Here is a 23,490-nt window from a genome sequence, read left to right on the forward strand (position 1 = left end):
AGAAGAAAGTTTAGAGTTAAATTAATATAGAATTAGAGAACTTTTAGTTAAAAAAATTCTTTCTAAGAATTGGGGAGTATGTTATAATATAAATTATTTGTCATAGGAGAAATGTATGAAAAATTATAAATTATATTTAATAGATTTAGATGGGACTATATATAATGGTAATACTCCTATAAAATATGCTAAAGAATTTATAGAATATTTAAAAGAAAATAATCTTGATTATTTATTTATTACTAATAATTCAACAAAAACGGAAGAAGAAGTGGTAGATAAATTGAAAAATATGGAAATTAAAACTTCTAGCCAGCATGTTTATAGTTCAGCAATAGCCGCCGCTGAATATGTATATAAGGAAAATTATAAAAAAATACATGTAATAGGGGAGGGAGGCCTAAGAAAATCTTTAATAAAAAAAGGATTAAATTTAGTAAAACAAGAAGAAGCTGATGCTGTTGTAGTTGGTTTAGATAAAAATTCAACATATGAGAAATTAACTAATGCAGCTTTTGCTTTACAAAGAGGACTTCCCTTTATAGCAACAAATCCAGATAGATTAATACCTACAGAAAATGGTATGACACCTGGTAATGGGGGGCAAGTGAAGTTTCTAGAGTATGTTACAGGAAGAAAAGCAGTTGTCATAGGGAAACCAAGTAGTATAATAATGGAACTTGCTATAGAGAAATTTGATTATAAAAAAGAAGACATTGTTATGGTAGGCGATAATTATGATACTGATATTAAATCAGGAATAAATATAGGAATAGATACTATCCATGTTCAAACAGGAATTACAAGTAAGATGGAAGTTTTAAATAAAGAAAAAAAACCAACCTATACTCTAGAAAATTTAAAAGAATTTATGGATAGTATTAAATAAGGAGTAATGATATGATAATTAAAACTGAAGAGCAATTACAAAAAATGAAAGAAATTGGAAGAATCTGTGCAACTATTAGGGATGCAATGCAAGAAGCATCCCTACCTGGTGTGTCCACAAAAGATCTTGATAATATTGCGAAAGAATTATTCGAAAAATTTAATGCTAAGTCGGCACCTATAGCTGAATATGATTTTCCAGGTTATACTTGTATATCATTAAATCATCAAGTAGCACATGGAATTCCATCTAATTCAAAAATTTTAAAAGATGGAGATTTATTAAATATCGATGTTTCAGGTTGTAAAGATGGATATTATGCAGATACAGGTATTTCATTTGTTGTGGGCAAATGTGATGATGAACTTAAGCAAAGAGTATGTGATGTCGCAAAAGAATCATTCTTTGAAGGAATAAAATACGCACAAGTAGGTAAGAAGATAAATCAAATTGGGAAAAATATCCACAAGAAAATAAAAGAACACAAACTAGAAGTTATAGAAAATCTTACGGGACATGGAATAGGTACTGCATTGCATCAAGAACCAAATTATGTATTTAATTATTTTGACCCATGGGATAATATGATATTAAAAGATGGATTATGTTTAGCTGTAGAGCCATTCGTATCGACAAAAACTAAAGAAGTATCAAACAGTGGAAGAGATGAATGGGAGTTAGTAAGTAAAGATGGGTCTTACGTAGCTCAATATGAGCATACAATTATGATAAGAGAAAATCAGGAACCACTAATTCTTACAAAACTAGATTAAATATATTCTGAGTTGACAATTTAATAAAAATAAATTATTATACTAAATCTTAAGTTTAGTAATGTAGGAGAATTTTATGGCAGAAAATTTAGTTATTGTTGAGTCGCCATCAAAAGCAAAAACAATAGAAAAATATTTAGGAAAGAAATATAAGGTACTATCATCCAAAGGACATATTAAAGATCTACCAAAAAGTAGAATGGGTGTAGAAGTAGTAGATAAAGATAATATACAAGCGGATTATATATCTATTAGAGGAAAAGGGGATTTAATCAAATCTTTAAAAAAAGAAGCTAAAGGTATGAAAAACATATATCTAGCATCCGATCCAGATAGGGAGGGGGAGGCTATTGCTTGGCATATTGCATCCATCCTTAATTTGGAGAATGGAAAAAATAGAGTTATTTTTAATGAGATAACAAAAGATGCAGTAAAAGAGGCGATAAAAAGTCCTAGAGAAATTGATTCTAATTTGGTAGATTCGCAACAAGCAAGACGAGTATTAGATAGATTAGTAGGATACAATATATCTCCAGTATTATGGAAGAAGGTTAAACCAAAATTATCTGCCGGACGTGTGCAAAGTGCATCCTTAAAGTTAATAGTGGACAGAGAAAATGAAATAAGAAGTTTTATTCCAGAAGAATATTGGACTATACCGATTGATTTTATTAAAGATAGGAGAATATTGACGGCTAATTTTTATTCGTATAAAGGTGAGAAAGTAAAATTGCAAACTAAGAAAGATGTGGATGTAATTTTAAAAGGGATAAAAGGAAATACTTTTGATGTTATAGAAGTGAATAAATCTAATAAAAATAGGACGTCTCCACTTGTGTATACAACTTCGACTATGCAACAAGACGCATCTAGAAAAATTAATTTTAAAACAAGAAAAACAATGAGTGTTGCTCAAGAATTGTATGAAGGGGTTAATTTAAAAAAATTGGGAGGAATAACAGGTCTTATCACTTATATGAGAACAGATTCTACTAGAATCTCAGAAGAAGCGAAAAAACAAGCTTATGCTTATATAGTTGATCAATTTGGTGAAGAATATGTAGCTACTGTTGCAAAAAAAATAAAAGGAAATAAAAATGTACAAGATGCTCACGAAGGAATTAGACCCACTAATGTAAACTTTAGTCCTAATCTAGTAAAAGATTATCTTACGCCCGATCAACTAAAATTATATACATTAATTTGGAATAGGTTTGTTGCTAGTCAAATGGCTGCAGCTGTTTATGAAACACGCACAACTACTTTTGAGAATAATCAAATAGTCTATAAAGCATCTGATTCAAAAATTATTTTTGATGGATTCCTAAAGGTTTTAAAAGAAAAGGAGAAAGTTAAAGTTTCTGCAAGTTTTGAAAAAGGAGATGCGGCTAAGTATAAAGAGATAAAGGAAGAACAACATTTCACCCATCCCCCAGCTAGATACTCAGAGGCAAAATTAATTGCTAGTTTAGAAGAATTAGGTATTGGAAGGCCATCAACTTATTCATCTATCATTGAAACATTGCAAAAAAGATACTATGCTAAGTTAAATAATAAGGTCTTCACTCCAACTGAATTAGGGGAAATAGTTTCCAATATGATAGCTGAATACTTTCCTAATATAATAAATGTAGAATTTACAGCTAAATTAGAAAGTGATTTAGATAAAATTGCTGAAGGGAATATTAAATGGCAACATGCTATCTATGATTTTTATTCTAACTTTGAAAAGGATGTAGTGAAGGCTGAAAAAGAATTAGAAAAAGTTGAAATCCAAAAAGAGTATACAGGAGAAGATTGTCCAGAGTGTAGCTCCCCCTTGTTATATAAATTAGGAAAATTTGGCAAGTTTGTAGCTTGTTCTAATTTCCCAGATTGTAGATATACAGAAACCATTCAAAAGAAAGTAGGAGTGACATGCCCTTCATGTAAAAAACATGAAATACTTGAAAAAAAGTCTAAAAAAGGAAAAGTATTTTATGGATGTGAAGATTTTCCTAATTGTGAATTTGTTTCATGGGATAAACCAATAAATAGACAGTGTCCTAAATGTCAAAATATCTTATATGAAAATAAAAAACATGTTTTTTGTGCATCCTGTGACTATAAAGAAAAATAGTATAAAAAGAAAGTAGCTAGCTACTTTCTTTTTTATTTGAAATAGATAAATATTTAAGCTATTATTAAATAGCAATCTATTAAATACAAGAGGTATTTTATGTCATTACAATTTATAAACTTTAAGAAAAAGATCGAGAAAAACGAAGAATTACAAGTATCATTTAAGCTAGCCGATAAACAATCATTAGCGATTATCAATAAAAATTATAGACAATTAGATATATTTAAAAATATTTTTAAAAAAGTAGAAAATTATAGAGGTAATGTTTTAATAAATAATACTGATGTAAGAGAAAAGAAAATATTATTTGTGTTTGATAATATAGGTATGTATTCTAATTTTTCTTTATATCAAAACTTCAAATTTTTATTGAGGATACATTCGGTAAAAATTAGTAAAGAAACTTTATTAAAATATTTTGAAGACTTACGATTAGATTCCAAAAGGAACTATGTAAGTTTAGATGCTAGCGAAAAAGAAAAAGCAGAATTTTTACTGAGATTTTTAATATCAAAAGAAATATTTTTACTTGATTTATCTAAGAAAAATTTTATGGATATTAGAATTATTTCTGAATTTATAAAAGTAAATATAGATAAAATTGAAAAAAATGTAGTAGTTTTATCTAAGGATTTAAATGAGGTAACTTATCTTATGGATAAATTTTTGATAATAGATAAAAATAAACAAGAATATTATGGTGATAATAAAAATCATGAATTAGTAAGTAATTTAGTGGTTTTAAAATTATCAGTTTTAGATAATGAAAGTTTTGAAGATAGGTTAACTATGGATTATACAATAGTTAATAATAAACTAATTTTAGAAAAAAAGAATTTAGAAGCGGCTTTATATTATTTTGTTAGTAATGATATACAAGTGGAGAGTATTACTGACTTTGTAGACAATGATAGTTTGTATATGGATGGAGAATAAGAATGATAGTAGTAGAATTTTTAAAAATTTTAAAGAGAAAGTTCAATTATATATATGTGTTAGGAAGTATAATAGTTTTAATAGGTTTACATTATGCAACTAATATGGTGTATAAGGAAATAAGTGTTAATAAAGTAGAATTTTTATATAATTATTCTTTGAAATGGATAGTATCTATAGTAGTATTATTTTCTATCTTAAATACTATATTTTCGTATAGAAAGGACTATATAGATGGATTGAGCAAGCTGATACGATATTCAGAAGTTTCAAGACTTTACAATCTTTTTTCTAAATTAATAGCAAATTATCTTATAGCAGTGATATTTTTTATATTCATAACTGCCTTTTATTCAATATTTATTTATTATATGCAAGGTGCAGATGGATTTTTTTTAATAAACAGTACTATGAAAAATAACACAGCACTATCTTTATCGCTAATACTCTATGCTTCATCTGTAGCTTTACTAGTAAGTGTCATTTTCAATAATATATATCTTGCAATTTCCTTGAGTATATTTCCATTGACTGCTTTAACTTTTATTAGGGAATTTATTAGAGAAACATATAAGGTTCAGATAGGAGGAGATATATTTGCAGATACATTTGCTAAAATATCTGAGCATGCTTCTTTTGAAAGTTCAAATTTAATTCAAATAATAATATATTCAGTATGTATATTTTTAATTTCTCTATTTATAAAATTGTTGAAGAATAATTAGTTGACAGAAAAAATATTATTTAATATAATATTAAGGTATTATTCAAAGGGGAGTAACTTAACTCTTTATGAGTTTCTAGTATCGTCATTTCATAGATATAAAATCTATCGGTGCTAGAGATAACTGTGTTTATTTAGTAAGACCTTTGCTTTATTTAATTGTAAAGCAAAGGTCTTTTTATATTGATTGAAGGGAGAATAAAATGGATACACAGATTTTGATACAATATGGTATAGTATTACTAAGTTTGATAGTTTTAGAAGGATTACTATCGGCAGATAATGCTATAGTTTTAGCGATAATGGTTAGACATTTACCACCTAAGCAACAAAAACAAGCTTTAATGTATGGACTTGTTGGTGCTCTAGTATTTCGTATAGTAGCTATATTTTTAATTACTATTTTAGCAAAATATTGGCAAATTCAGGTAATTGGAGGAATATATTTACTCTACATGGCCTTTACTCATATTAAAGAATTTTACGCTAAATTAAATAATAGCGAAGTAGAAGAAGAGAATGTTCAATCAAAAACACAAAGTGGTTTTTGGATGACAGTTTTAAAGGTTGAACTAACGGATATTGCTTTTGCAGTAGATTCGATTTTAGCTGCAGTTGCTATCGCAATAACTTTACCTGCAATTACAGATATAACTATTGGTGGGATTAATGCTGGACCATTTGTAGTAATGGTTTTAGGTGGATTAGCTGGGGTTGTATTAATGCGTTTTGCAGCGAACTTTTTTATTAAAGTTTTAAAAGAACAGCCGGGATTAGAGTTAGCAGCTTTTCTTATTGTAGGCTGGGTAGGTATTAAATTATTAGTTATAGCAGCAGCTCATGAAGGGATTGGTTTACTAGCACACGACTTTCCTCATTCACCAGTTTGGACAGCCATTTTTTGGATAGTATTATTTGGATTAGCTGTATTTGGTTTCATTTATTCAAAAAAATTAAACAGAAATATGAATAAATAAGCATTAAGATAAGCAGAATAATTTTGCTTATCTTTTTTTTGTGATAAAATTTTATTAATAATAATAATTTAAAAGGAGATAACCTATGTCATTTTTTGATTATATAAAAGATTTTCCGCTAATTACATCAGAACAAGCAGAAGAGAAAATTAATAAAAAAGAAGAGTTAGTTTTATTTGTAGGGAAAGCAACTTGTTCATTTTGTTTAATATTTGCTCCGAAACTTTATTCTGTAGCTAAAAAAGAAGGAATTACTGTGCATTTTGTAAATAGTGAAGATTTCTCAGACTCTACACTTTCAGCATTCAGAACAAAATATAAAATTAAAACAGTTCCTGGTTTACTTGTTGCAAGAAATGGAGAGACTAAAGTAGTTTGTGATTCATCATTATCGGAAGAAGATATAACAAATTTTATAAAATAATTAAAAGACACTGAACGTTTTAAGTTTAGTGTCTTTTAATTATTCTTCAAGGAAAATTTAAATTTTAGTGGAAAAAAGTGGGGAAATGTGGTAAATTATATATTAAAGGTGGTGAAGCATGTGTTTATTGGTCAATATAATAATAAAATGGACGCCAAAGGGCGTATTTCAATGCCTGTAAAATTCAGAGATGAATTAGGAAATAAATTTATTATAACAAGAGGATTAGATTCTTGTTTATTTGGCTATTCACTGCTTGAGTGGCAAAAAATTGAAAGTAAAATAAAGTCACTACCCCTTACTAAAAAAAGCGCTCGTGCATTTCAACGTTTCTTTTTTTCTGGTGCAAGTGAGGTTGAAATAGACAAACAAGGGAGAATAAATATACCACAATCTCTTATAGAACATGCTAAGCTTGAAAAGGAATGTGTAGTTAATGGTGTTTCTAATAGGATAGAGATTTGGAATAAAGAAACCTGGAATTCACAATTATTGGATAGTGAAGAATCATTTGAAGATATTGCTGAAGAATTAGATTTTGAATTTTAAAATTAGGAGAAATTATGTTTAAGCATTATAGTGTGCTTCTAAATGAGGCAGTAGACGGATTAGATATAAAAGAAGATGGAATATATGTTGACTGTACTCTAGGGGGGGCGGGGCATAGTTTAGAAATTTTAAAAAGATTAAAAAATGGTAAATTGTATGCTTTTGATCAAGATCAAGTAGCCTTAGATAATGCCAAGGAAAAATTGGCTGAATATAGAGATAGGGTTGTATTTATCAAGTCCAATTTTAAAAATTTAGAAAAAGAACTTGTTAAACTTGGGATTGATAAAGTAGATGGAGTTCTTTATGATTTAGGAGTATCTTCACCTCAACTAGATACACCAGAAAGAGGTTTTTCATACAATTATGATACTAGATTAGACATGAGAATGGATATGGATGCCGAAATTTCTGCTTATGAGGTGGTTAACAACTATGATTATCATGAACTTGTAAAAATATTTTATCGCTATGGGGAAGAAAAATTTTCTAAGCAAATTGCAAGGAATATTGAAAAAGTTAGAGAATTAAAAAATATTGAGAGTACATTTGAATTAGTGGATATAATAAAAGATTCTATTCCAGCTGCAGCAAGAAGAAAGGGAGGACACCCAGCGAAAAGAGTATTTCAAGCAATAAGAATTGCGGTTAACAATGAACTAGGTGTTTTTGAATCTTCTTTAGAACAGGCGATTAAATTAACTAAGATTGGGGGACGAATTTCAGTAATTACTTTCCATTCTTTAGAGGATAGAATTTGTAAACAAATTTTTAATTCATATGCCAAAGGAAAAGAGTTACCTAGGAATTTTCCTGTGTTGCCAGAAGAATTTCAAGCAAAATTAAAAAATATAACAAGAAAACCTATTTTACCAAGTAAAGTAGAACTTGAAGAAAATAATCGTTCAAGAAGTGCTAAATTAAGAATAGCAGAAATATTAAGATAAGGAAATGAAGGGATAAATAAGTGGCAACGTTAAAAGTCTATAGTAGAGAATACGGTGTAAAAAAGATTGAAGAAAAAGTAAAGTTAACTAAGCCAGAGTTATTTATATATTTAACGATTCCAATTACATTATTTGTTAGTATTTATGTAATGTTAAGTTATGAAGGTGAACTATATTCTTTAAAAAATCAAGAAACAGTAAATTCTCAACAAATACAAAAAATAAAAAATGCTAATGAAGAACAAAAGGTTATTATAAATGATTTGTCTTCATATGATAGAATAAAAAATATATCGGAAGTATTGGGGATGACTTCACAAAAAGAAAATATAAAGGTTGTGAGATAATTGAGATTTTTAATTAGATTATTAACTCTAAGATTTCTTGAAGATCCCAAAAGTATTAGGAATAATGAGCATATATCAAAAAAAAGAACAAAAATGATATTTACATTTCTTTTTGTTTTTTTCTTTATATGGGTATTAATTTTTAATATTGGTCAGATGACCGTTTTAGGAACCATTAGAGGGAAAGATCTTAGTAAGTTAGCTGAAGAAAAATACACAGTAGATAGTGTTATAGAAGCTACAAGAGGAAAGATATATGATAGAAATGGCTTGATACTAGCAGATAATATTGAGTCATATAAGTTAATTGCCGTAGTATCTGATAAAGCATCAGAAAGTGTAAAAGATGGAGAAGAAAAAAAACATGTTGTTGATAAAAGGAAAACAGCGGAGGAATTATCCAAGTATATAAGATTGTCTAAAGAAGAAATTGAAAAAATATTAAATAATGATAGAGTATATCAAGTAGAATTTTCTTCAGCTGGTAAAAATATTGATGTTGAGACAAAAAGAAAAATTGAAGAACTGAAATTACCAGGTATACAATTTCAATCTACAACTAAAAGATATTATCCCAATGCTGCTATTTTAGGAAACTTTTTAGGATTTGCTCAGACTAGCGAAGAAAGTAATCAACAAATTCAAGGAAGATTAGGAATAGAGAAAATATTTGACCATTATTTAAGTGGAAAAAATGGAAGAATAGTATATGGTAGAGATGCTTGGGGGAAAGTTGTATCTAATATTCCGACGCATGAGGAGAAATCCGTCGAAGGTTCGGATGTATATCTTACAATAGATAAGAATATCCAAACTTTTGTGGATAATACACTGGAAGATATCCAAGAAACCTATAATCCTGAATTGGCCTTTGCATTCGTTATGTCGGCAAAAACAGGAGAATTATTAGCAATAGGACAGACACCAGCTTTTAATCCAAACACTTTGGAAAATTTAGATAGTGCATGGACTAATGCATTATATAACGGAATCTTTGAACCAGGATCTACAATGAAAACATTTGTCTTAGCCTTGATGATAGAAAATGGAATATATGATCCCAATAAGCTTTATAATTCGGGGTCATATAAACTGGAAGATAGGGTAATTTATGACCATAATAGAAAAGGTTGGGGGCGAATAAATTATAGATATGGATTCCAAGAATCTTCAAACACGCTTATGTTGACAATGTTTGAAGAACTGGGAACTGAAAAATTAAAAACAGGTCTTGAAAAATTTGGTTTTGGTAAGACTACAAACTCTCTGTATGAAAACGAATCATATGGTAAGCTATCTTTTGACAATAGAGTATCTGCTGGATCAGCAACATTTGGACAAGGTTCGGCTGTAACTGCAATACAAATGTTGCAAGCACAAACATCTATTTTAAATGATGGAAATATGCTTAAGCCATATTTTTTACAAAAAGTGCACGATAAAACTAACAACATAGATGTTAATATAGGTAGTAAAGAGATAGTGGGAAGTCCAATTTCTAAAGAAACTGCTGATAAAGTTAAATTAGAATTAGAGGGTGTTGTGAATGGTCAGTGGTCTAATGCAGGAACTAAGTATAAAATAGAGGGGTATAATGTAGCAGGAAAAACGGGAACTGCTGAGATTGCGGATCCTATTACTGGGAAATACTACGAAAGTAAGTATCAAGTTATGCATTCCTTCTTAGGATATGCACCAAGTGAAAATCCGGAAGTAATAGTATATGCTGGAATGAAACTTCCTAAAAAAAATCTACAGGCTAGTTTCAGAAATGCTGTAAAAGAAATATTTAATCCAATTATGACTACAACCTTAGAATATTTAAATATCTCTAAAAATTCAGAGGGAGTTAACAATAAAACTTTTGTGCTTGATTCATATATAAATAAGGATACAAAATTTAGTGTGAATGAGTTAACTAAAAGAGGTGCAGCTATAGTTCAAATTGGAAGTGGAAAGCAAGTTTTATCACAATATCCACAAGCTGGAGTCGAGATTTCTAACTCAGATAAGGTGTTTATCGTAACAGAGAATTTAGTTATAAACTTACCTAATTTGAAAGATTGGTCTAAATCCGATATCTTAAAATATTCAGAATTATCAGGAATTAAATTTAAAATAAATGGAAGTGGTTATGTAACTAGCCAAAATATCAATCCAGGTCAGAGAGTAAAGTCTGGCGATGAAGTCATAGTAAACTTAGCATAGGAGGTAGTATTATGAATTTATTTTTCATATTAAGTTTTATATTAACAGTACTAATGCTGCCAAGTTTAATAAAATATTTACATAAATTAAAATTTGGTCAAGCTATTAGAGAAGAAGGTCCACAAAGTCATGCAGCTAAGAAAGGAACGCCTACTATGGGAGGTATTTCCTTTATTTTAGCAATAACTATATCATTGATAATTGCAGCAATAGTAGATAAAACTAATGCAGTTTATTATTTCTTATTTATATATACAACATTATCATTTTCTTTAATTGGTTATATTGATGACATGTTGATAGTTGTAAAAAAGAAGAATGATGGATTAAAACCCAGACACAAATTATTTATGCAAATTGGATTTTCAATAATATTTTATATTTTATTAAAATTAATTTACGTTGATGTAGATTACATAGATTTACCACTTACAGATGTAAATATTAATCTATCAATAGTATATCTATTATTTGTAGTATTTTGGCAAACAGGATTTTCTAATGCGGTTAACTTAACCGATGGACTTGACGGTTTAGCAACAAGTGTAACAATAATAACAAGTTTAACTTTTGCCTTAATTGCCTATAAAGAAAATAATACAGCAGTTTTAACATTTTGCTTAATTATTGCAGGAAGTTTAGTAGGATTTTTATTGTTTAATAAAAAGCCTGCAAAAATTTTTATGGGGGATACGGGATCTTTAGCATTAGGTGGAATGTTAGCAGCAATTTCTATTATCTTACATAAGGAAATAGCATTCTTATTTATTGGTTTAGTATATATATTAGAAACTGCATCAGTTATGATTCAAGTTGCTTATTTCAAAAAAACAGGTAAAAGAATATTTAAAATGTCTCCATTGCACCATCATTTTGAATTATCGGGATATGGAGAAGTTAAAACTGTGTGGATATTTGTAGTAATAGCATCAGTATCTTGCTCAATTGGATATCTTATAGGAGTATTATAATGAATCAAGTAGAACTAGATAAATTAAAAAATAAAAATATATTGATTTTAGGTTTTGCCAGAAGTGGTTATAAAACGGCTTTAATTTTAAATAAATTAGGTATTAATGTAACAGTTAATGCTAGCGATGATTTATCTGATAATGAGCAAGCACATGAACTAAGAAATTTAGGAGTTAAGATTATATCAGGGGAACATCCATTAGAACTGCTAGATGAGACAGATTTAATAATAAAAAATCCAGGAATACCTTATAAAATAGAGTTTTTACAAAGAGCCTTAGAAAAAAACATAGATATTATTACAGAGATTGAACTAGCTTCGACCTTATTTAATCATAATATAATTGCATTAACGGGGACTAATGGAAAAACTACTACATCAATGATGCTGTATGAAATATTGAAAAAAGAGAAAGAAAATACATATTTAGCAGGAAATATAGGTTATCCAGCAATAGAAGTTGCTTATGAAAATGAAGAAAGTGCAAATATTGTAATGGAATTATCTTCTTTTCAACTAAATGGAACGATAAATTATAGACCGCATATTGCAATTATTACGAATTTAGGAGAAGCTCATTTGGATTATCATGGTTCAAAAGATGAATACCATAATATGAAGAAAAGAATTTTCAGAAATCAAAGTAAAAATGATTATGTTATTTTAAATGTTAAAGAAAAGAAATATTATGACAATACTGAAATTAAATCGCAAATAATCTATTATTCGACATCAGGAGATAGTGATCTTGAAGCATATGTAAAAAATAATAAATTCCTTTTTAAAGGTAAAGAGGTATTTGAAATTTCAAAAATAGCTTTACCAGGAGAGCACAATATAGAAAATTCAATAAACGCTGCAATAGCAGCTCAACTTGAAGGAGTGAGTATAGAAAATATTCAAGAGGTACTTTATAATTTTCAGGGTGTGAAACATAGATTACAGTATGTTGGTGAACATAGAGGTGTTAAGTACTATAACGATTCCAAAGCAACGAATCCAGAATCGACGATAAAAGCAATGAGTGGATTTGATAGAAATGTTATATTAATTGCTGGAGGAAAAGACAGGGGAATCGACTTTAAAGAACTAGAATCTATTTTACCTAAAGTAAAAGAACTTATCTGTGTAGGTGAATCAAAAGAAATTTTGTATAGTTTAGGTTTAGAAAATAAAGTAAGTAGTCATAAGGCGGAAAGAGTTGCAGATGCAATTCAATTAGCTAGTAGTTTAGCATATGCGGGAGATGTAGTTCTTCTATCCCCTGCATCAGCTTCATGGGATCAATATCCTAATTTTGAAGAAAGAGGTAATGAGTTTATAGAGAATTTCGAGATAATTAAAAACAGCATTTATTAAAAGAGTGTAATATATTACACTCTTTTAATATTGTGTAAAAATTATAAGTTATGTTATAATGAAGGGGAAATCTGTAAAAATAAAAGTGGAATTTGATCATGAAAAAAGATGAAATATTAGAAAGATATAGAAAAAAAAGTTATAATTCAACATTGAAAAGATATGAAAAGAAGAGACGAAATGAAATAATAATTTTGATAACTATTATAAGTTCAATAATATTATTTATTTCATTTTTAAATAGTTCATTTGTAAAAGTGGAAAATATAAATGTTGAAGGGCTTGTTCAACTTGAAGAAAATGAATTAATAGCTACTATTAATATTCAAGATGATGATAAAATTTGGAAGATAAAAGAAGAAGATATTGCTAATAAACTAGAAAATACACACAATATAATAAAAAATGCACAAGTTGAAAAAGAATTTTTAAATACATTAAATGTAAAAATTCAGGAAAAAAAACTTTTAGCTCAAGAAGAAAAAAATGGGCAGTATGTTAAACTACTAGAAGATGGACAGGAATATGGAGGTAAAGTAGTGCAGAATTATAATTTACCTGTATTAGAAAATTTTTCAAGCCATCCTCTAGAAAAAAATGAAATTTTAAAAAGTTTATCGGAAGTAGATAGTAATGTTTTACATAAAATTTCAGAAATAAGTTTTGATGAACAAAATAATAAAATTGCAAATATTTATATGAGAGATGGACAAAGAGTAAAAGTAAGCCTGGTGAATTTTTCTTCTAAATTAAATTATTATAATCAAATCGAAAAGTTTATTGATGATAAACGTTCTACAGTATTGAATCTTGTAAATGGTGCATATTTAGAAACAGAGACATCTGAAAAATATAAAGTAGAGAAAGTTAATTCATTGTTGAATTCTTATGAAGACAAGCAAGAAACAAAAGTAGATGAAAATGACAAAATAACAGTAAGTGCATAATAATATAATCCCCTAAAATTATAAAATTTAGGGGATTATATTATTAAAAACAGAAATTTATCAAAATTTAAAGGTTTTAGTTCCTATTTTATATATTTTTGTGTTATAATATTGCCATAGTATTATAATTAGTCGTATAAGGCAAATTTACATATAAGAATTTTTTGGAAAGGAGTGTTTGGATTGAATTCTCAATTATATACTGCATTAGATTTAGGTTCATCCTCTATAAAGGTTATAATAGCCGATGTGGCTTATGAAAAACTAAACATACTGGGTGTTGGGGTTGTTAACACTAATGCAATAAAAAGAGGGAATATTGTTGATGTAGAAAATGCAGCAAAAGATATAGAAAAAGCATTAGAATTAGCAAAAAAAGAAGCTGGTAAAGACATAAGATCTTTATATGTAGCTGTTCCAAGTGTACACACTCAAATAAAAAAAAGTGTAGCAGAAATACAATTTGATAATAAGCATGATATAGATGGTAGGGATATTGAGGAAGTAATTGAAGAAGCGAAAATATTATCGCTGCCTCGTGAAAGAGAAGTGGTGCAGGTAATACCTGATTATTACCGAATAGATGATATAGAGCATATTAGACAACCGAAAGGTATGACAGGTCATTCAAGTTTTGAAGTTACAGGTAATAGAGTATTAACATCGAAAACACATCTACATACTATATATAAAAGTATAGAGAAGTTAAAAATTGATTGTAATGAAACATTTTCTAGTTCCCATACTTTGGGTACTTTATTATTAACAGATGAAGAGAGGGACTATGGATCAGTAATTATTGATATAGGAGCAGGCCTAACAACCGTAAGTTATTATGAAGATAATATACTTCAATTATCACAGTCTATAGAACTAGCTGGAGACGACATTACAAGATTAATTTCGGATGTACTGAACGTGTCTTCAAAAAGAGCTGAGGAAATAAAAGTTACTCAAGGTCATAGTTTTTATGAATTAGCATCTGATGATGTAATAATTGAATTAGAAAATATTGGACCTGATGAAGAACCTTATACTCAAAAAGAATTATCAGACTACATTGAAGAAATTGTAGAGGAAATAATTCTTAAAGCATTCGCTGTTCTAAGAAAATCAGGAATAAATAGAATTAAAGGTAATGTTGTTTTTACTGGGGGGACAACACTGATGCCGGGTGTCTTAGAATTAGCTAAAGACATGCTTAAAAAAATGAATGTAAGAATAGGAACACCTAAAATAATAGGAGCCAATTCACCAGACCTTTCTGTTGCAGTTGGTACTTTAACAAGTAGCTACAATATAGAAACTTTATTTGGATATCAAAGTATTAATGAAGCTAATTTTGTTAATAAAGAACTGGAACAAGACGCAAGTTCTGATTTAGAACAAGTTATTAGTCAAAAAAGAGCGGCAATAGAAGAAGAGGAATACTATGAGGAAGAATATTATGAAGAAGATTACTATGAGGAAGATGATGATAACTCAAGTATGTTTGGAAGGCTAAGAAAGAAATATAGTTCGTTCTTTGAATAGAACAATTAGGAGGAAGAAATAAATGAATATGTTTTTAGATAATGAATTTGCACAATCAGCAGTGATTAAAGTAGTAGGAGTTGGTGGTGGAGGTGGAAACGCCGTAGACCGAATGGTAGAAGCAGGAGTTCAAAATGTAGAGTTTATTGCAGTAAATACAGATGCTCAAGCATTACGTCGCTCAAAAGCTGATATCAGAATTCAAATTGGAGAAAAATTAACAAAAGGACTGGGAGCAGGAGCAAATCCAGAAGTGGGACGTAAAGCAGCAGAAGAAACTAAAGATAAGTTAGAAGCAGCTTTAGAAGGTGCTGACATGGTATTCGTAACATCTGGAATGGGTGGTGGAACAGGAACTGGTGCTGCACCAATCGTTGCAAGTGTTGCTAAGGAGTTAGGAGCATTAACTGTAGGGGTAGTAACTCGTCCATTCAACTTTGAAGGAAAAAAACGTCAAGTACAATCAACAGCTGGGATTAATGCACTTAAGGGTGCAGTTGACACACTTATTGTAATTCCTAACGATAGATTACTAGATATTGTGGATAAATCAACTCCGATGATGCAAGCATTTGTTGAAGCTGATAATGTATTACGCCAAGGGGTTCAAGGTATTTCTGATTTGATTAATGTATCAGGAGCTGTAAACTTGGATTTTGCAGATGTTAAGGCAATTATGTCTGATCAAGGATCTGCATTGATGGGTATTGGTGTAGCATCTGGAGAAAACAGAGCTATTGAAGCTGCTAAAAAAGCAATATCATCTCCATTATTAGAAACTTCTATAGTAGGAGCTAGAGGAGTGCTATTAAATATAACTGGTGGACCATCATTAAGTTTATTTGAAGCACAAGCTGCAGCATCTATCGTACAAGAAGCAAGTCATGAAGATGTAAACATGATTTTTGGTACTGTCATCAATGAAGAATTAGAAAAAACTGATGAAATCATTGTAACTGTAATTGCAACAGGCTTTGATGATGAATCATCAGTAGATAGAGAAACATCAAGATTCCAAACTTCATCTCAGCAGGTACAACAACCACAAGCATCTACATTCACTTCTAATTATGGAAGTAGAGAAGAAGTTGATTCAGAAATGTTTCCACGTCCAAGAAGACGTTCAAGAAGAGATATTTAATAAATAGATTTAAAGTGAAGATACTTGTCTTCACTTTTTTTTACTAATATGATATAATATACAAATAATAGGGGGATGTTTAGGATTCGACAGGGATGCTGATTTATTTAATTGCACGTAAGAGATTCCGCTCTTTAAAAACGGTACAGTTTATAATAACTGACAACAATAAATCATTAGCTTTAGCGGCTTAATTTGCTAAAGACTGATTACCAGATATGACTGTGTTCTGGATAATCGGTTCATTAATTTACAGTCTATATCTAGATTCTTCTGTTTGTAGAATTTAGACTGAATCTAATCAAACTCGTTTTTTATAGCTTGTTTGTCAGCTTAAATAAAAAATTAAATTTAGTAGATAAACTAAACGTGTAGAGGTTAGGTGAAGGTATTCTTGGACGCGGGTTCAAATCCCGCCATCTCCATTTAAAACTTAGTAGGTGACTACTAAGTTTTTTTTAGATTGACAAATTATATAAAATTTGCTATTATATTGATTAAATAAATTATTGTTATAAAAAGAGGCCGCGATGACTAATTTAAAAGGTAGCATCGCCGAAGCGTGAAAACGCTGGGGCTATACTTGAATAAAGATAGCACTGTCACAAGAGGATGCCCATCCTTTTGTAGGTGAGCTTTTTATAATAGGGCAAAAGGATTAGATTTTTTTATAAACTATAAGAACCTTTTGTTCTTATAGTTTATTTTTATATATTTTTAGAGAGGTATAGTTATGCGTTTATTTGAAGGAATGAAGAATGAAAATGGTGTTTTAAGCATTGGAGGAGTAAAACTGACAGATTTATATAATAAATATAAACAAGCATTATATGTATATGATGAGCAGCTACTAGAAGATACCTGTAAATTATTTACAGAAAATTTTAAAAGTTCAAATTTTGAAACTGAGATTTTATATGCATCCAAAGCATTTTCTTGTTTAGAAATTTATAGATTAATATCTAAGTTTAACTTAGGTACTGATGCTGTATCACAAGGAGAAATGTTTACTGCGAAACAAGCAGGATTTGATATGAAGAAAGTATATTTTCATGGTAATAATAAAACTTATGAAGAATTAGCCGCTGCCTTAGATTATGGAGTATCTAATATTATCATAGATAATGACTATGAGTATCATTTTATAAATGATTTAGCGAAAGAAAGAGAAGTTCAGGTAAATATATTATTAAGAATTAATACAGGAATAGATGCACATACGCATGAATATATAAAAACATCAAAAGATGATTCAAAGTTTGGCTATTCAGTATATGATGAAAAAATATATGATTTAATTTATGATATGAGCAATCAGTCTAATCTAAATTTTTTAGGGTTCCATTCGCACATTGGTTCTCAAATTTTTGAAGAAGAATCCTTCTTTGAAGCAACCAAGACAGTCTTTAATTTTTCTAAAAAAGTTCAAGAAAAAGTTAAAATAGATATTAAGGTACTAAATTTAGGTGGTGGTTTTGGAGTATACTACACGAAAAATGACAAACCAATGGAATTAGTAAGTTTTTTAAATAGGTATATTAAAGTTATTGAAGATGAAAGAAATACATCAGGATTAAATATTGAAAAAATAATTATTGAACCAGGAAGAAGCCTTATCTGTAATGCTGGATCGACTTTGTATGAAATTGGTGGTACAAAGAAAACATATGCTGGACGAGAATATATTTTTGTAGATGGAGGAATGGGGGATAATCCTAGATATGCCTTATATAAAGCAGAGTATGAGTGTTGCATTGTAAATAAAATTAATAAAGAAAATATTAGAGAATATACAATAGCAGGTAAGTATTGTGAATCTGGAGATATAATTATTAAAAATGTAAACTTACCTCAAGCTGAAAGAGGCGATTTATTATTAGTAACTTCAACGGGAGCATATAACCATAGTATGGCAAGTAACTATAATAAAATGCGAAAATTGGGAGTGGTTTTCTTAAAAGATGGAAAAGATAGATTAGTGGTAAAAGCAGATACATTAGAAGATTTAATAAAAAATGATATATAGGAGATGATAGATATGACAATATATACAGGAAGTGGAGTAGCCATTATAACCCCATTTTTGGAAGATGGTATGGTAGATTACAAAGAGTTGGAAAAATTAATTGAATTTCAAATTAAAGAAGGAACAAAAGCCTTGATTATAGTAGGAACTACGGGAGAAAGTTCAACTATGCTAGATGATGAACAAATTGAAGTAATAGAATTTGCTGTAAAAAAAGTTAATAAGCGTATTCCAGTTATTGCTGGGACAGGAGTGAATGATGCACGTCATGCTGTATATTTAAGTACAGAAGCTGAACGAGTAGGTGCAGATGCGTTACTAGTAGTAACTCCCTACTATAATAAAACAACACAAAAGGGATTAATAGAGCATTTTGAATATATAGCAGATAGAGTAAATATTCCAATAGTATTATACGGAGTGCCAGGTAGAACAGGGCAAGTAATGACGCCAGAAACAATAGCTCATTTATCTAATCATAAGAATATAGTTGCATATAAAGATGCAACTGGAGAAATGTCACATACTTTAGAAGTTATCCGTCTTTGCGGAGATTCGATAGATATTTATTGTGGAAATGATGATATTAATGTACCTATGATAGCTGCAGGAGCTAAAGGTTCAATTTCTGTTTTAGCTAATGTATATCCAAAAATAAATCAAGAGATGTGTAAACTTGCATTAGAAGGAAAAATTTCAGAGGCTATGAAAATTCAGCTAAAATATAATAAATTTACAAATTTATTATTTGCAGAACCAAATCCAATGCCGGTTAAGAAATGTCTGGAGCATTTAGGATTCTCTAAAGCTTACTATAGACTACCTATGACACAAATTAATGATAGTTTATCCCGAAAATTGAAAAAGGAAATGGATAATTTAAATTAGGAGTAGAAGATGAAAGTAATTATTAGTGGATTTACTGGTGCTATGGGTAATACATTAGTTAAATTGATAGAAGAAAGTTTTTTTGACATAGAAATAGTTGCAGGTGTTAGCAATAAAAGTAGAGGAGAATGCAAGTTTCCAGAATATGAATCGTTTTATAAAATAAAAGAAAAGGCTGATGTTATAATTGATTTCTCACATCACATTTTGACAAAGGATATGGTAAAGTATGCTAGTAGTACTAAAACAAAAGTAGTAATAGCAACTACGGGACATACAGAAGATGAATTAGCGAAAATCCATAACTTGTCTAAAAAAGTTGCAGTAATATATAGTGGTAATTATAGTTTAGGAATTAATGTACTAGTAGAATTAGTAAACAAAGCTAGTGAGTTTTTAAGTGGCTATGATATAGAGGTAATTGAAAAACATCATAATAATAAAATAGATTCTCCAAGTGGAACGGCTAAAATGTTAGTAGATGCTGTTTATAATGTAGAAGATTATGATAGAATTTACGGCAGACATGGAGATGGTAAACGTGAAGATAGAGAAATAGGTATCCATGCAGTTAGGGGAGGAACTATAGTAGGAGAGCATGAAGTAATTTTTGCAGGAGATGATGAAATCATTGAAATTAAGCATACAGCATTAAGCAAAAGAATGTTTGCTAATGGTGCTATAAAAGCAGCTTTGTGGTTAAAAGATAAACCAGCAAAACTTTATTCAATGAAAGATGTATTAGGAATATAGTAAAATTAAAGAGGTATAAAATGAAAACAACAGAAGAAATTATCAAATATATAGCAAGTTCAGTAAAAAAAACACCTGTAAAGGTGTATGTAAATTTTAAAGAAGAAATAGAATTTCCAAAAACATTGGAAGTATATGGAGAGGGTAAGTCAAAAGTAATTTTTGCAGACATGAAAGATTGGCAAGAATTTTTCTCAGGAAATGAAGAAAAAATTGATCAATTTAGATTGGAAAATAAGGCGCGTAATTCAGCGATTCCTATGAAAGATTTGACAAATGTAAATGCTCGTATAGAGCCAGGTGTTTCAATTCGTGAACATGTAGAAATTGCAGATAATGCTGTAATTATGATGGGAGCAGTAATAAATATAGGAGCAAAAATAGGTAAGAATACCATGATTGATATGAATGCAATTTTGGGTGGTCGAGCAGAGGTTGGAGAAAACTCACATGTAGGAGCAGGAGCAGTTTTATCAGGAGTTATTGAACCAGCTAATGCAAAACCAGTGAAAGTTGGAAACAATGTTTTAATAGGTGCTAATGCAGTAATTCTTGAAGGAGTTCAAATTGCAGATAATGCAGTAGTGGCAGCTGGGTCAGTTGTGACAAAAGATGTAGAAGCAGGAGCAGTTGTTGCAGGAGTACCAGCGAGAGTAATTAAAACAAGAGAAGAAGTTGCAAATGAGAAAGTAGATATCATTGCAGAATTAAGAAATTTATAGTGGGTAATTTATGAATATTGTAACTAGACAAATGCTAACAAAATGGAGAAGGGAGATGCATGCTCATCCAGAGTTATCATTGCAAGAATATAAAACAAAAGAATATATTAAAAGTATATTAGAAGGAAATAATATTCCTTATGAGGAAGTATTAGAAACAGGATTAATAGTAAAATTTAATGCTAGTGAAGACAATGCAGAAACACTATTATTTAGAGCAGATATAGATGCTCTTCCTATACAGGAAGAGAATGAAATTGAGTTTGTTTCAAAAAATACTGGAGTCATGCATGCTTGTGGGCACGATGGACATACTGCTATGTTGCTGGGAGCAGTATTAGAAGCGAAAGAATATTATGAAAATAACAAAACCAAGTACAATTCGATGTTTGTTTTCCAGCCAGCAGAAGAAACTATCGGTGGAGCAGCTTTAATGCTAAATGCATATAATTTTAAAAAAGATAAGATCAAAGCAGCATTTGCTTTACATATGAATCCAGATTATGAAGAAGAGGCTATAGTATCAAAAGAAAAAGATATTATGGCTAGTGCTACAGAATTTAAAATAAAAATTGAAGGACAGGCAGCTCATGTTGGATTAAAGCATTTAGGCTCGGATGCTATCAATACAGCTAGCATTTTCTATCAAGAATTATTAAAATTGAATACGTTAAATCTTAGTGCAAGAGATACTAATATAATACATATTGGCTTACTTAGTGGAGGAGATGCTCTTAATATTGTTGCTCAATCAGCGAAACTAGAGGGAACCATAAGAACATATTCTAAAGAAAATTTTTCAATAATCTCCAAAAAAATTTTAGATATAGCAAAGGGATTAGAATTAATTACAACAACTAAGATAAGTGTGGATTTTGGAGAAAGCTATGATGCGGTTTATAATGATGGGGAAGAATATAAGTTAATAAAGGACGTTTGTAAAAATAAGGGTATAAAATATATAGAGTTGGAAAATACCTATTTATACGGTGAAGATTTTTCTACTTTTAGAAAAATTTCACCTATTAATTATTCTTTCCTAGGTGTCAGAAATGAAGAAAAAGGCTATATTTGGGGTTTACATACTCCAAAATTCAATTTTGACGAAATTGTATTAGAAACAGGAGTGAAATATTATATGGGGATATTGGAAAAATATAATAAAGGAGGATAAAGTGTGGCTGAATTGGAGATAGATTATAAAAAAATTGCTAAAAATATTAATCAATTTAAGCTTAATAAGGAAAAAATAATTGCAGTAGTAAAAAATAATGCCTATAATATGGACTTAGAAGATTCTATAAGAACTATGTATCAAACAGGAATAAGATATTTTGCTACAACAAGCTTGAACGAGGCTATTAGTATTAGAAAAATATTAAAGGATGTAGATATTTTTCTAATAAATCCAACATATAAGTTTGAAGAAGTGAAGAAGTATGATATAGAAATAAACATTAGTTCTTTAAACTACTTGAAAGAAAATTATGAAAATTTAAGTGGCTTGAAATTACATATGGAATATGCTGGCTTTATGAATAGGTCTGGAGTTAAAAATTTAGAAGAAGCTATTGAAGTTATAAAATTTTCCAATGAAAATAATCTTATTTTGAAAGCCTTATGGTGCCACTTTGCTCATGCTGATGAATTTGATGGTAATTATGAAATTGAAAAATCTAGAATCTTAAATATATATGAAGAATTATGCAAAATTCATAAATTTGAAGTTAAGCATTTTCAAAATTCAGCTTCATATTTGAGAGATGGAATATTTGAAATTGCTAGCCATATTAGACCAGGAATTATGTTATACGGTGCTTATCCTTATGATGTGAAAAAAAATCCGACTAAGGAAGTATATAAACCATATCAAACTTTTGAAGTAAGAGCTAAAGTATTAAATATCAGAGAACTTGACAAAAATGATTCAATAGGTTATTGTAATTCTTATATAGCAAATAAAAAAACATGTGTTGCTATCGCAGATATTGGGTACGGAGATGGTATTTTAAGATCTAGACTTACAGGAAAAACATGTATAATTAATGGACGAGAATATGAAATTTTGTCCGTAATGATGAGTCATATTGTTGTTGAAATTGATAAAGATGTGAAAATAGGGGATCAAGTTATTATTTACAATGATAACTTACCTATATATTCTTATAATAAATACTGTAACTCCAATTCAGAACAGATGGCAGTATTGAATAAAAATTCATTACATGTAATAAAGAAATATTAGGAGAAGA

At 29.3% G+C, this 23,490-nt stretch carries 22 protein-coding genes, 1 other RNA gene and 1 riboswitch; all 23 genes read left to right on the forward strand.

Annotated elements, in window-relative coordinates; genetic code table 11:
- The first annotated feature begins 115 nt into the window (after positions 1–115).
- The 23 genes from HZY82_RS02050 (at position 116) to alr (ending at position 23,483) form a co-directional block, all read left to right on the forward strand.
- Positions 116–889, forward strand: coding sequence for a TIGR01457 family HAD-type hydrolase (locus HZY82_RS02050; RefSeq protein ID WP_135155740.1), 774 nt, complete (start codon positions 116–118; stop codon positions 887–889).
- An 11-nt stretch (positions 890–900) separates the two neighbouring features.
- Entirely contained in the window at positions 901–1,662 is a 762-nt protein-coding gene (gene map / locus HZY82_RS02055) for a type I methionyl aminopeptidase (protein ID WP_135155741.1), read from the forward strand.
- A gap of 76 nt (positions 1,663–1,738) precedes the next feature.
- Complete coding sequence (gene topA / locus HZY82_RS02060; protein ID WP_135155742.1) at positions 1,739–3,781, forward strand: type I DNA topoisomerase; 2,043 nt, start codon at positions 1,739–1,741, stop codon at positions 3,779–3,781.
- Positions 3,782–3,880: 99 nt separating this feature from the next.
- Positions 3,881–4,720, forward strand: coding sequence for a P-loop NTPase family protein (locus HZY82_RS02065; RefSeq protein ID WP_135155743.1), 840 nt, complete (start codon positions 3,881–3,883; stop codon positions 4,718–4,720).
- A gap of 2 nt (positions 4,721–4,722) precedes the next feature.
- The gene (locus HZY82_RS02070) at positions 4,723–5,445 is read left to right on the forward strand and encodes a hypothetical protein (RefSeq protein WP_135155744.1); all 723 of its coding nucleotides are present in this window, start codon (positions 4,723–4,725) and stop codon (positions 5,443–5,445) included.
- Positions 5,446–5,647: 202 nt separating this feature from the next.
- Entirely contained in the window at positions 5,648–6,421 is a 774-nt protein-coding gene (locus HZY82_RS02075) for a TerC family protein (RefSeq protein WP_135155745.1), read from the forward strand.
- Between the two features lie 85 nt (positions 6,422–6,506).
- Positions 6,507–6,845: a thioredoxin family protein gene (locus HZY82_RS02080; protein ID WP_135155746.1), complete on the forward strand. Its 339-nt coding sequence runs from the start codon at positions 6,507–6,509 to the stop codon at positions 6,843–6,845.
- A 120-nt stretch (positions 6,846–6,965) separates the two neighbouring features.
- The gene (gene mraZ / locus HZY82_RS02085) at positions 6,966–7,394 is read left to right on the forward strand and encodes a division/cell wall cluster transcriptional repressor MraZ (protein WP_135155747.1); all 429 of its coding nucleotides are present in this window, start codon (positions 6,966–6,968) and stop codon (positions 7,392–7,394) included.
- 14 nt (positions 7,395–7,408) lie between these two features.
- Positions 7,409–8,341, forward strand: a complete 933-nt coding sequence (gene rsmH / locus HZY82_RS02090; RefSeq protein ID WP_135155748.1) for a 16S rRNA (cytosine(1402)-N(4))-methyltransferase RsmH — start codon at positions 7,409–7,411, stop codon at positions 8,339–8,341.
- A 20-nt stretch (positions 8,342–8,361) separates the two neighbouring features.
- Positions 8,362–8,688, forward strand: coding sequence for a cell division protein FtsL (locus HZY82_RS02095; RefSeq protein ID WP_135155749.1), 327 nt, complete (start codon positions 8,362–8,364; stop codon positions 8,686–8,688).
- A 93-nt stretch (positions 8,689–8,781) separates the two neighbouring features.
- Positions 8,782–10,896: a penicillin-binding transpeptidase domain-containing protein gene (locus HZY82_RS02100; RefSeq protein WP_135155750.1), complete on the forward strand. Its 2,115-nt coding sequence runs from the start codon at positions 8,782–8,784 to the stop codon at positions 10,894–10,896.
- A gap of 11 nt (positions 10,897–10,907) precedes the next feature.
- Positions 10,908–11,867, forward strand: a complete 960-nt coding sequence (gene mraY / locus HZY82_RS02105) for a phospho-N-acetylmuramoyl-pentapeptide-transferase (protein WP_135155751.1) — start codon at positions 10,908–10,910, stop codon at positions 11,865–11,867.
- On the forward strand, positions 11,867–13,228 hold the full coding sequence (gene murD / locus HZY82_RS02110; RefSeq protein WP_135155752.1) for a UDP-N-acetylmuramoyl-L-alanine--D-glutamate ligase: 1,362 nt from the start codon (positions 11,867–11,869) through the stop codon (positions 13,226–13,228). Before mraY ends, murD begins: the two co-directional genes overlap by 1 nt.
- Positions 13,229–13,326: 98 nt before the next feature.
- Positions 13,327–14,175, forward strand: a complete 849-nt coding sequence (locus HZY82_RS02115; protein ID WP_135155753.1) for a cell division protein FtsQ/DivIB — start codon at positions 13,327–13,329, stop codon at positions 14,173–14,175.
- Between the two features lie 174 nt (positions 14,176–14,349).
- Positions 14,350–15,708, forward strand: a complete 1,359-nt coding sequence (ftsA, locus tag HZY82_RS02120) for a cell division protein FtsA (RefSeq protein WP_245174654.1) — start codon at positions 14,350–14,352, stop codon at positions 15,706–15,708.
- A 28-nt stretch (positions 15,709–15,736) separates the two neighbouring features.
- Positions 15,737–16,849, forward strand: a complete 1,113-nt coding sequence (ftsZ, locus tag HZY82_RS02125; protein WP_135155976.1) for a cell division protein FtsZ — start codon at positions 15,737–15,739, stop codon at positions 16,847–16,849.
- A gap of 71 nt (positions 16,850–16,920) precedes the next feature.
- Positions 16,921–17,277, forward strand: a transfer-messenger RNA (tmRNA) gene (gene ssrA / locus HZY82_RS02130).
- A gap of 83 nt (positions 17,278–17,360) precedes the next feature.
- Positions 17,361–17,495, forward strand: a riboswitch (Lysine riboswitch).
- An 87-nt stretch (positions 17,496–17,582) separates the two neighbouring features.
- Positions 17,583–18,875 (forward strand): diaminopimelate decarboxylase, encoded by a 1,293-nt coding sequence (lysA, locus tag HZY82_RS02135; RefSeq protein WP_179938554.1) that lies wholly within the window; start codon positions 17,583–17,585, stop codon positions 18,873–18,875.
- 12 nt (positions 18,876–18,887) lie between these two features.
- Positions 18,888–19,763 (forward strand): 4-hydroxy-tetrahydrodipicolinate synthase, encoded by an 876-nt coding sequence (gene dapA, locus HZY82_RS02140; protein ID WP_135155756.1) that lies wholly within the window; start codon positions 18,888–18,890, stop codon positions 19,761–19,763.
- A 9-nt stretch (positions 19,764–19,772) separates the two neighbouring features.
- Positions 19,773–20,516: a 4-hydroxy-tetrahydrodipicolinate reductase gene (gene dapB, locus HZY82_RS02145; protein WP_135155757.1), complete on the forward strand. Its 744-nt coding sequence runs from the start codon at positions 19,773–19,775 to the stop codon at positions 20,514–20,516.
- 20 nt (positions 20,517–20,536) lie between these two features.
- Positions 20,537–21,238, forward strand: coding sequence for a 2,3,4,5-tetrahydropyridine-2,6-dicarboxylate N-acetyltransferase (gene dapD, locus HZY82_RS02150; protein WP_135155758.1), 702 nt, complete (start codon positions 20,537–20,539; stop codon positions 21,236–21,238).
- A gap of 10 nt (positions 21,239–21,248) precedes the next feature.
- Positions 21,249–22,412, forward strand: coding sequence for a M20 metallopeptidase family protein (locus HZY82_RS02155; RefSeq protein ID WP_135155759.1), 1,164 nt, complete (start codon positions 21,249–21,251; stop codon positions 22,410–22,412).
- A gap of 3 nt (positions 22,413–22,415) precedes the next feature.
- Positions 22,416–23,483: an alanine racemase gene (gene alr, locus HZY82_RS02160; protein ID WP_179938556.1), complete on the forward strand. Its 1,068-nt coding sequence runs from the start codon at positions 22,416–22,418 to the stop codon at positions 23,481–23,483.
- The last annotated feature ends 7 nt before the right edge of the window (positions 23,484–23,490 follow it).

Origin of the sequence: Gemella sp. GL1 (genome assembly GCF_013415365.1) — a bacterium.
In the GTDB taxonomy this organism is placed as follows: domain Bacteria; phylum Bacillota; class Bacilli; order Staphylococcales; family Gemellaceae; genus Gemelliphila.

Excerpts from the sequence above, each read along its gene's own strand:
- HZY82_RS02115 (WP_135155753.1), top strand. The coding sequence starts at position 13,327 with ATGAAAAAAGATGAAATATTAGAAAGATATAGAAAAAAAAGTTATAAT.
- HZY82_RS02050 (WP_135155740.1), top strand. The coding sequence starts at position 116 with ATGAAAAATTATAAATTATATTTAATAGATTTAGATGGGACTATATAT.
- dapB (WP_135155757.1), top strand. The coding sequence starts at position 19,773 with ATGAAAGTAATTATTAGTGGATTTACTGGTGCTATGGGTAATACATTA.
- HZY82_RS02100 (WP_135155750.1), top strand. The coding sequence starts at position 8,782 with ATGATATTTACATTTCTTTTTGTTTTTTTCTTTATATGGGTATTAATT.
- HZY82_RS02065 (WP_135155743.1), top strand. The coding sequence starts at position 3,881 with ATGTCATTACAATTTATAAACTTTAAGAAAAAGATCGAGAAAAACGAA.
- HZY82_RS02075 (WP_135155745.1), top strand. The coding sequence starts at position 5,648 with ATGGATACACAGATTTTGATACAATATGGTATAGTATTACTAAGTTTG.
- rsmH (WP_135155748.1), top strand. The coding sequence starts at position 7,409 with ATGTTTAAGCATTATAGTGTGCTTCTAAATGAGGCAGTAGACGGATTA.
- map (WP_135155741.1), top strand. The coding sequence starts at position 901 with ATGATAATTAAAACTGAAGAGCAATTACAAAAAATGAAAGAAATTGGA.
- topA (WP_135155742.1), top strand. The coding sequence starts at position 1,739 with ATGGCAGAAAATTTAGTTATTGTTGAGTCGCCATCAAAAGCAAAAACA.
- ftsZ (WP_135155976.1), top strand. The coding sequence starts at position 15,737 with ATGTTTTTAGATAATGAATTTGCACAATCAGCAGTGATTAAAGTAGTA.
- dapD (WP_135155758.1), top strand. The coding sequence starts at position 20,537 with ATGAAAACAACAGAAGAAATTATCAAATATATAGCAAGTTCAGTAAAA.
- HZY82_RS02070 (WP_135155744.1), top strand. The coding sequence starts at position 4,723 with ATGATAGTAGTAGAATTTTTAAAAATTTTAAAGAGAAAGTTCAATTAT.
- dapA (WP_135155756.1), top strand. The coding sequence starts at position 18,888 with ATGACAATATATACAGGAAGTGGAGTAGCCATTATAACCCCATTTTTG.
- HZY82_RS02080 (WP_135155746.1), top strand. The coding sequence starts at position 6,507 with ATGTCATTTTTTGATTATATAAAAGATTTTCCGCTAATTACATCAGAA.
- HZY82_RS02155 (WP_135155759.1), top strand. The coding sequence starts at position 21,249 with ATGAATATTGTAACTAGACAAATGCTAACAAAATGGAGAAGGGAGATG.
- lysA (WP_179938554.1), top strand. The coding sequence starts at position 17,583 with ATGCGTTTATTTGAAGGAATGAAGAATGAAAATGGTGTTTTAAGCATT.
- mraY (WP_135155751.1), top strand. The coding sequence starts at position 10,908 with ATGAATTTATTTTTCATATTAAGTTTTATATTAACAGTACTAATGCTG.
- murD (WP_135155752.1), top strand. The coding sequence starts at position 11,867 with ATGAATCAAGTAGAACTAGATAAATTAAAAAATAAAAATATATTGATT.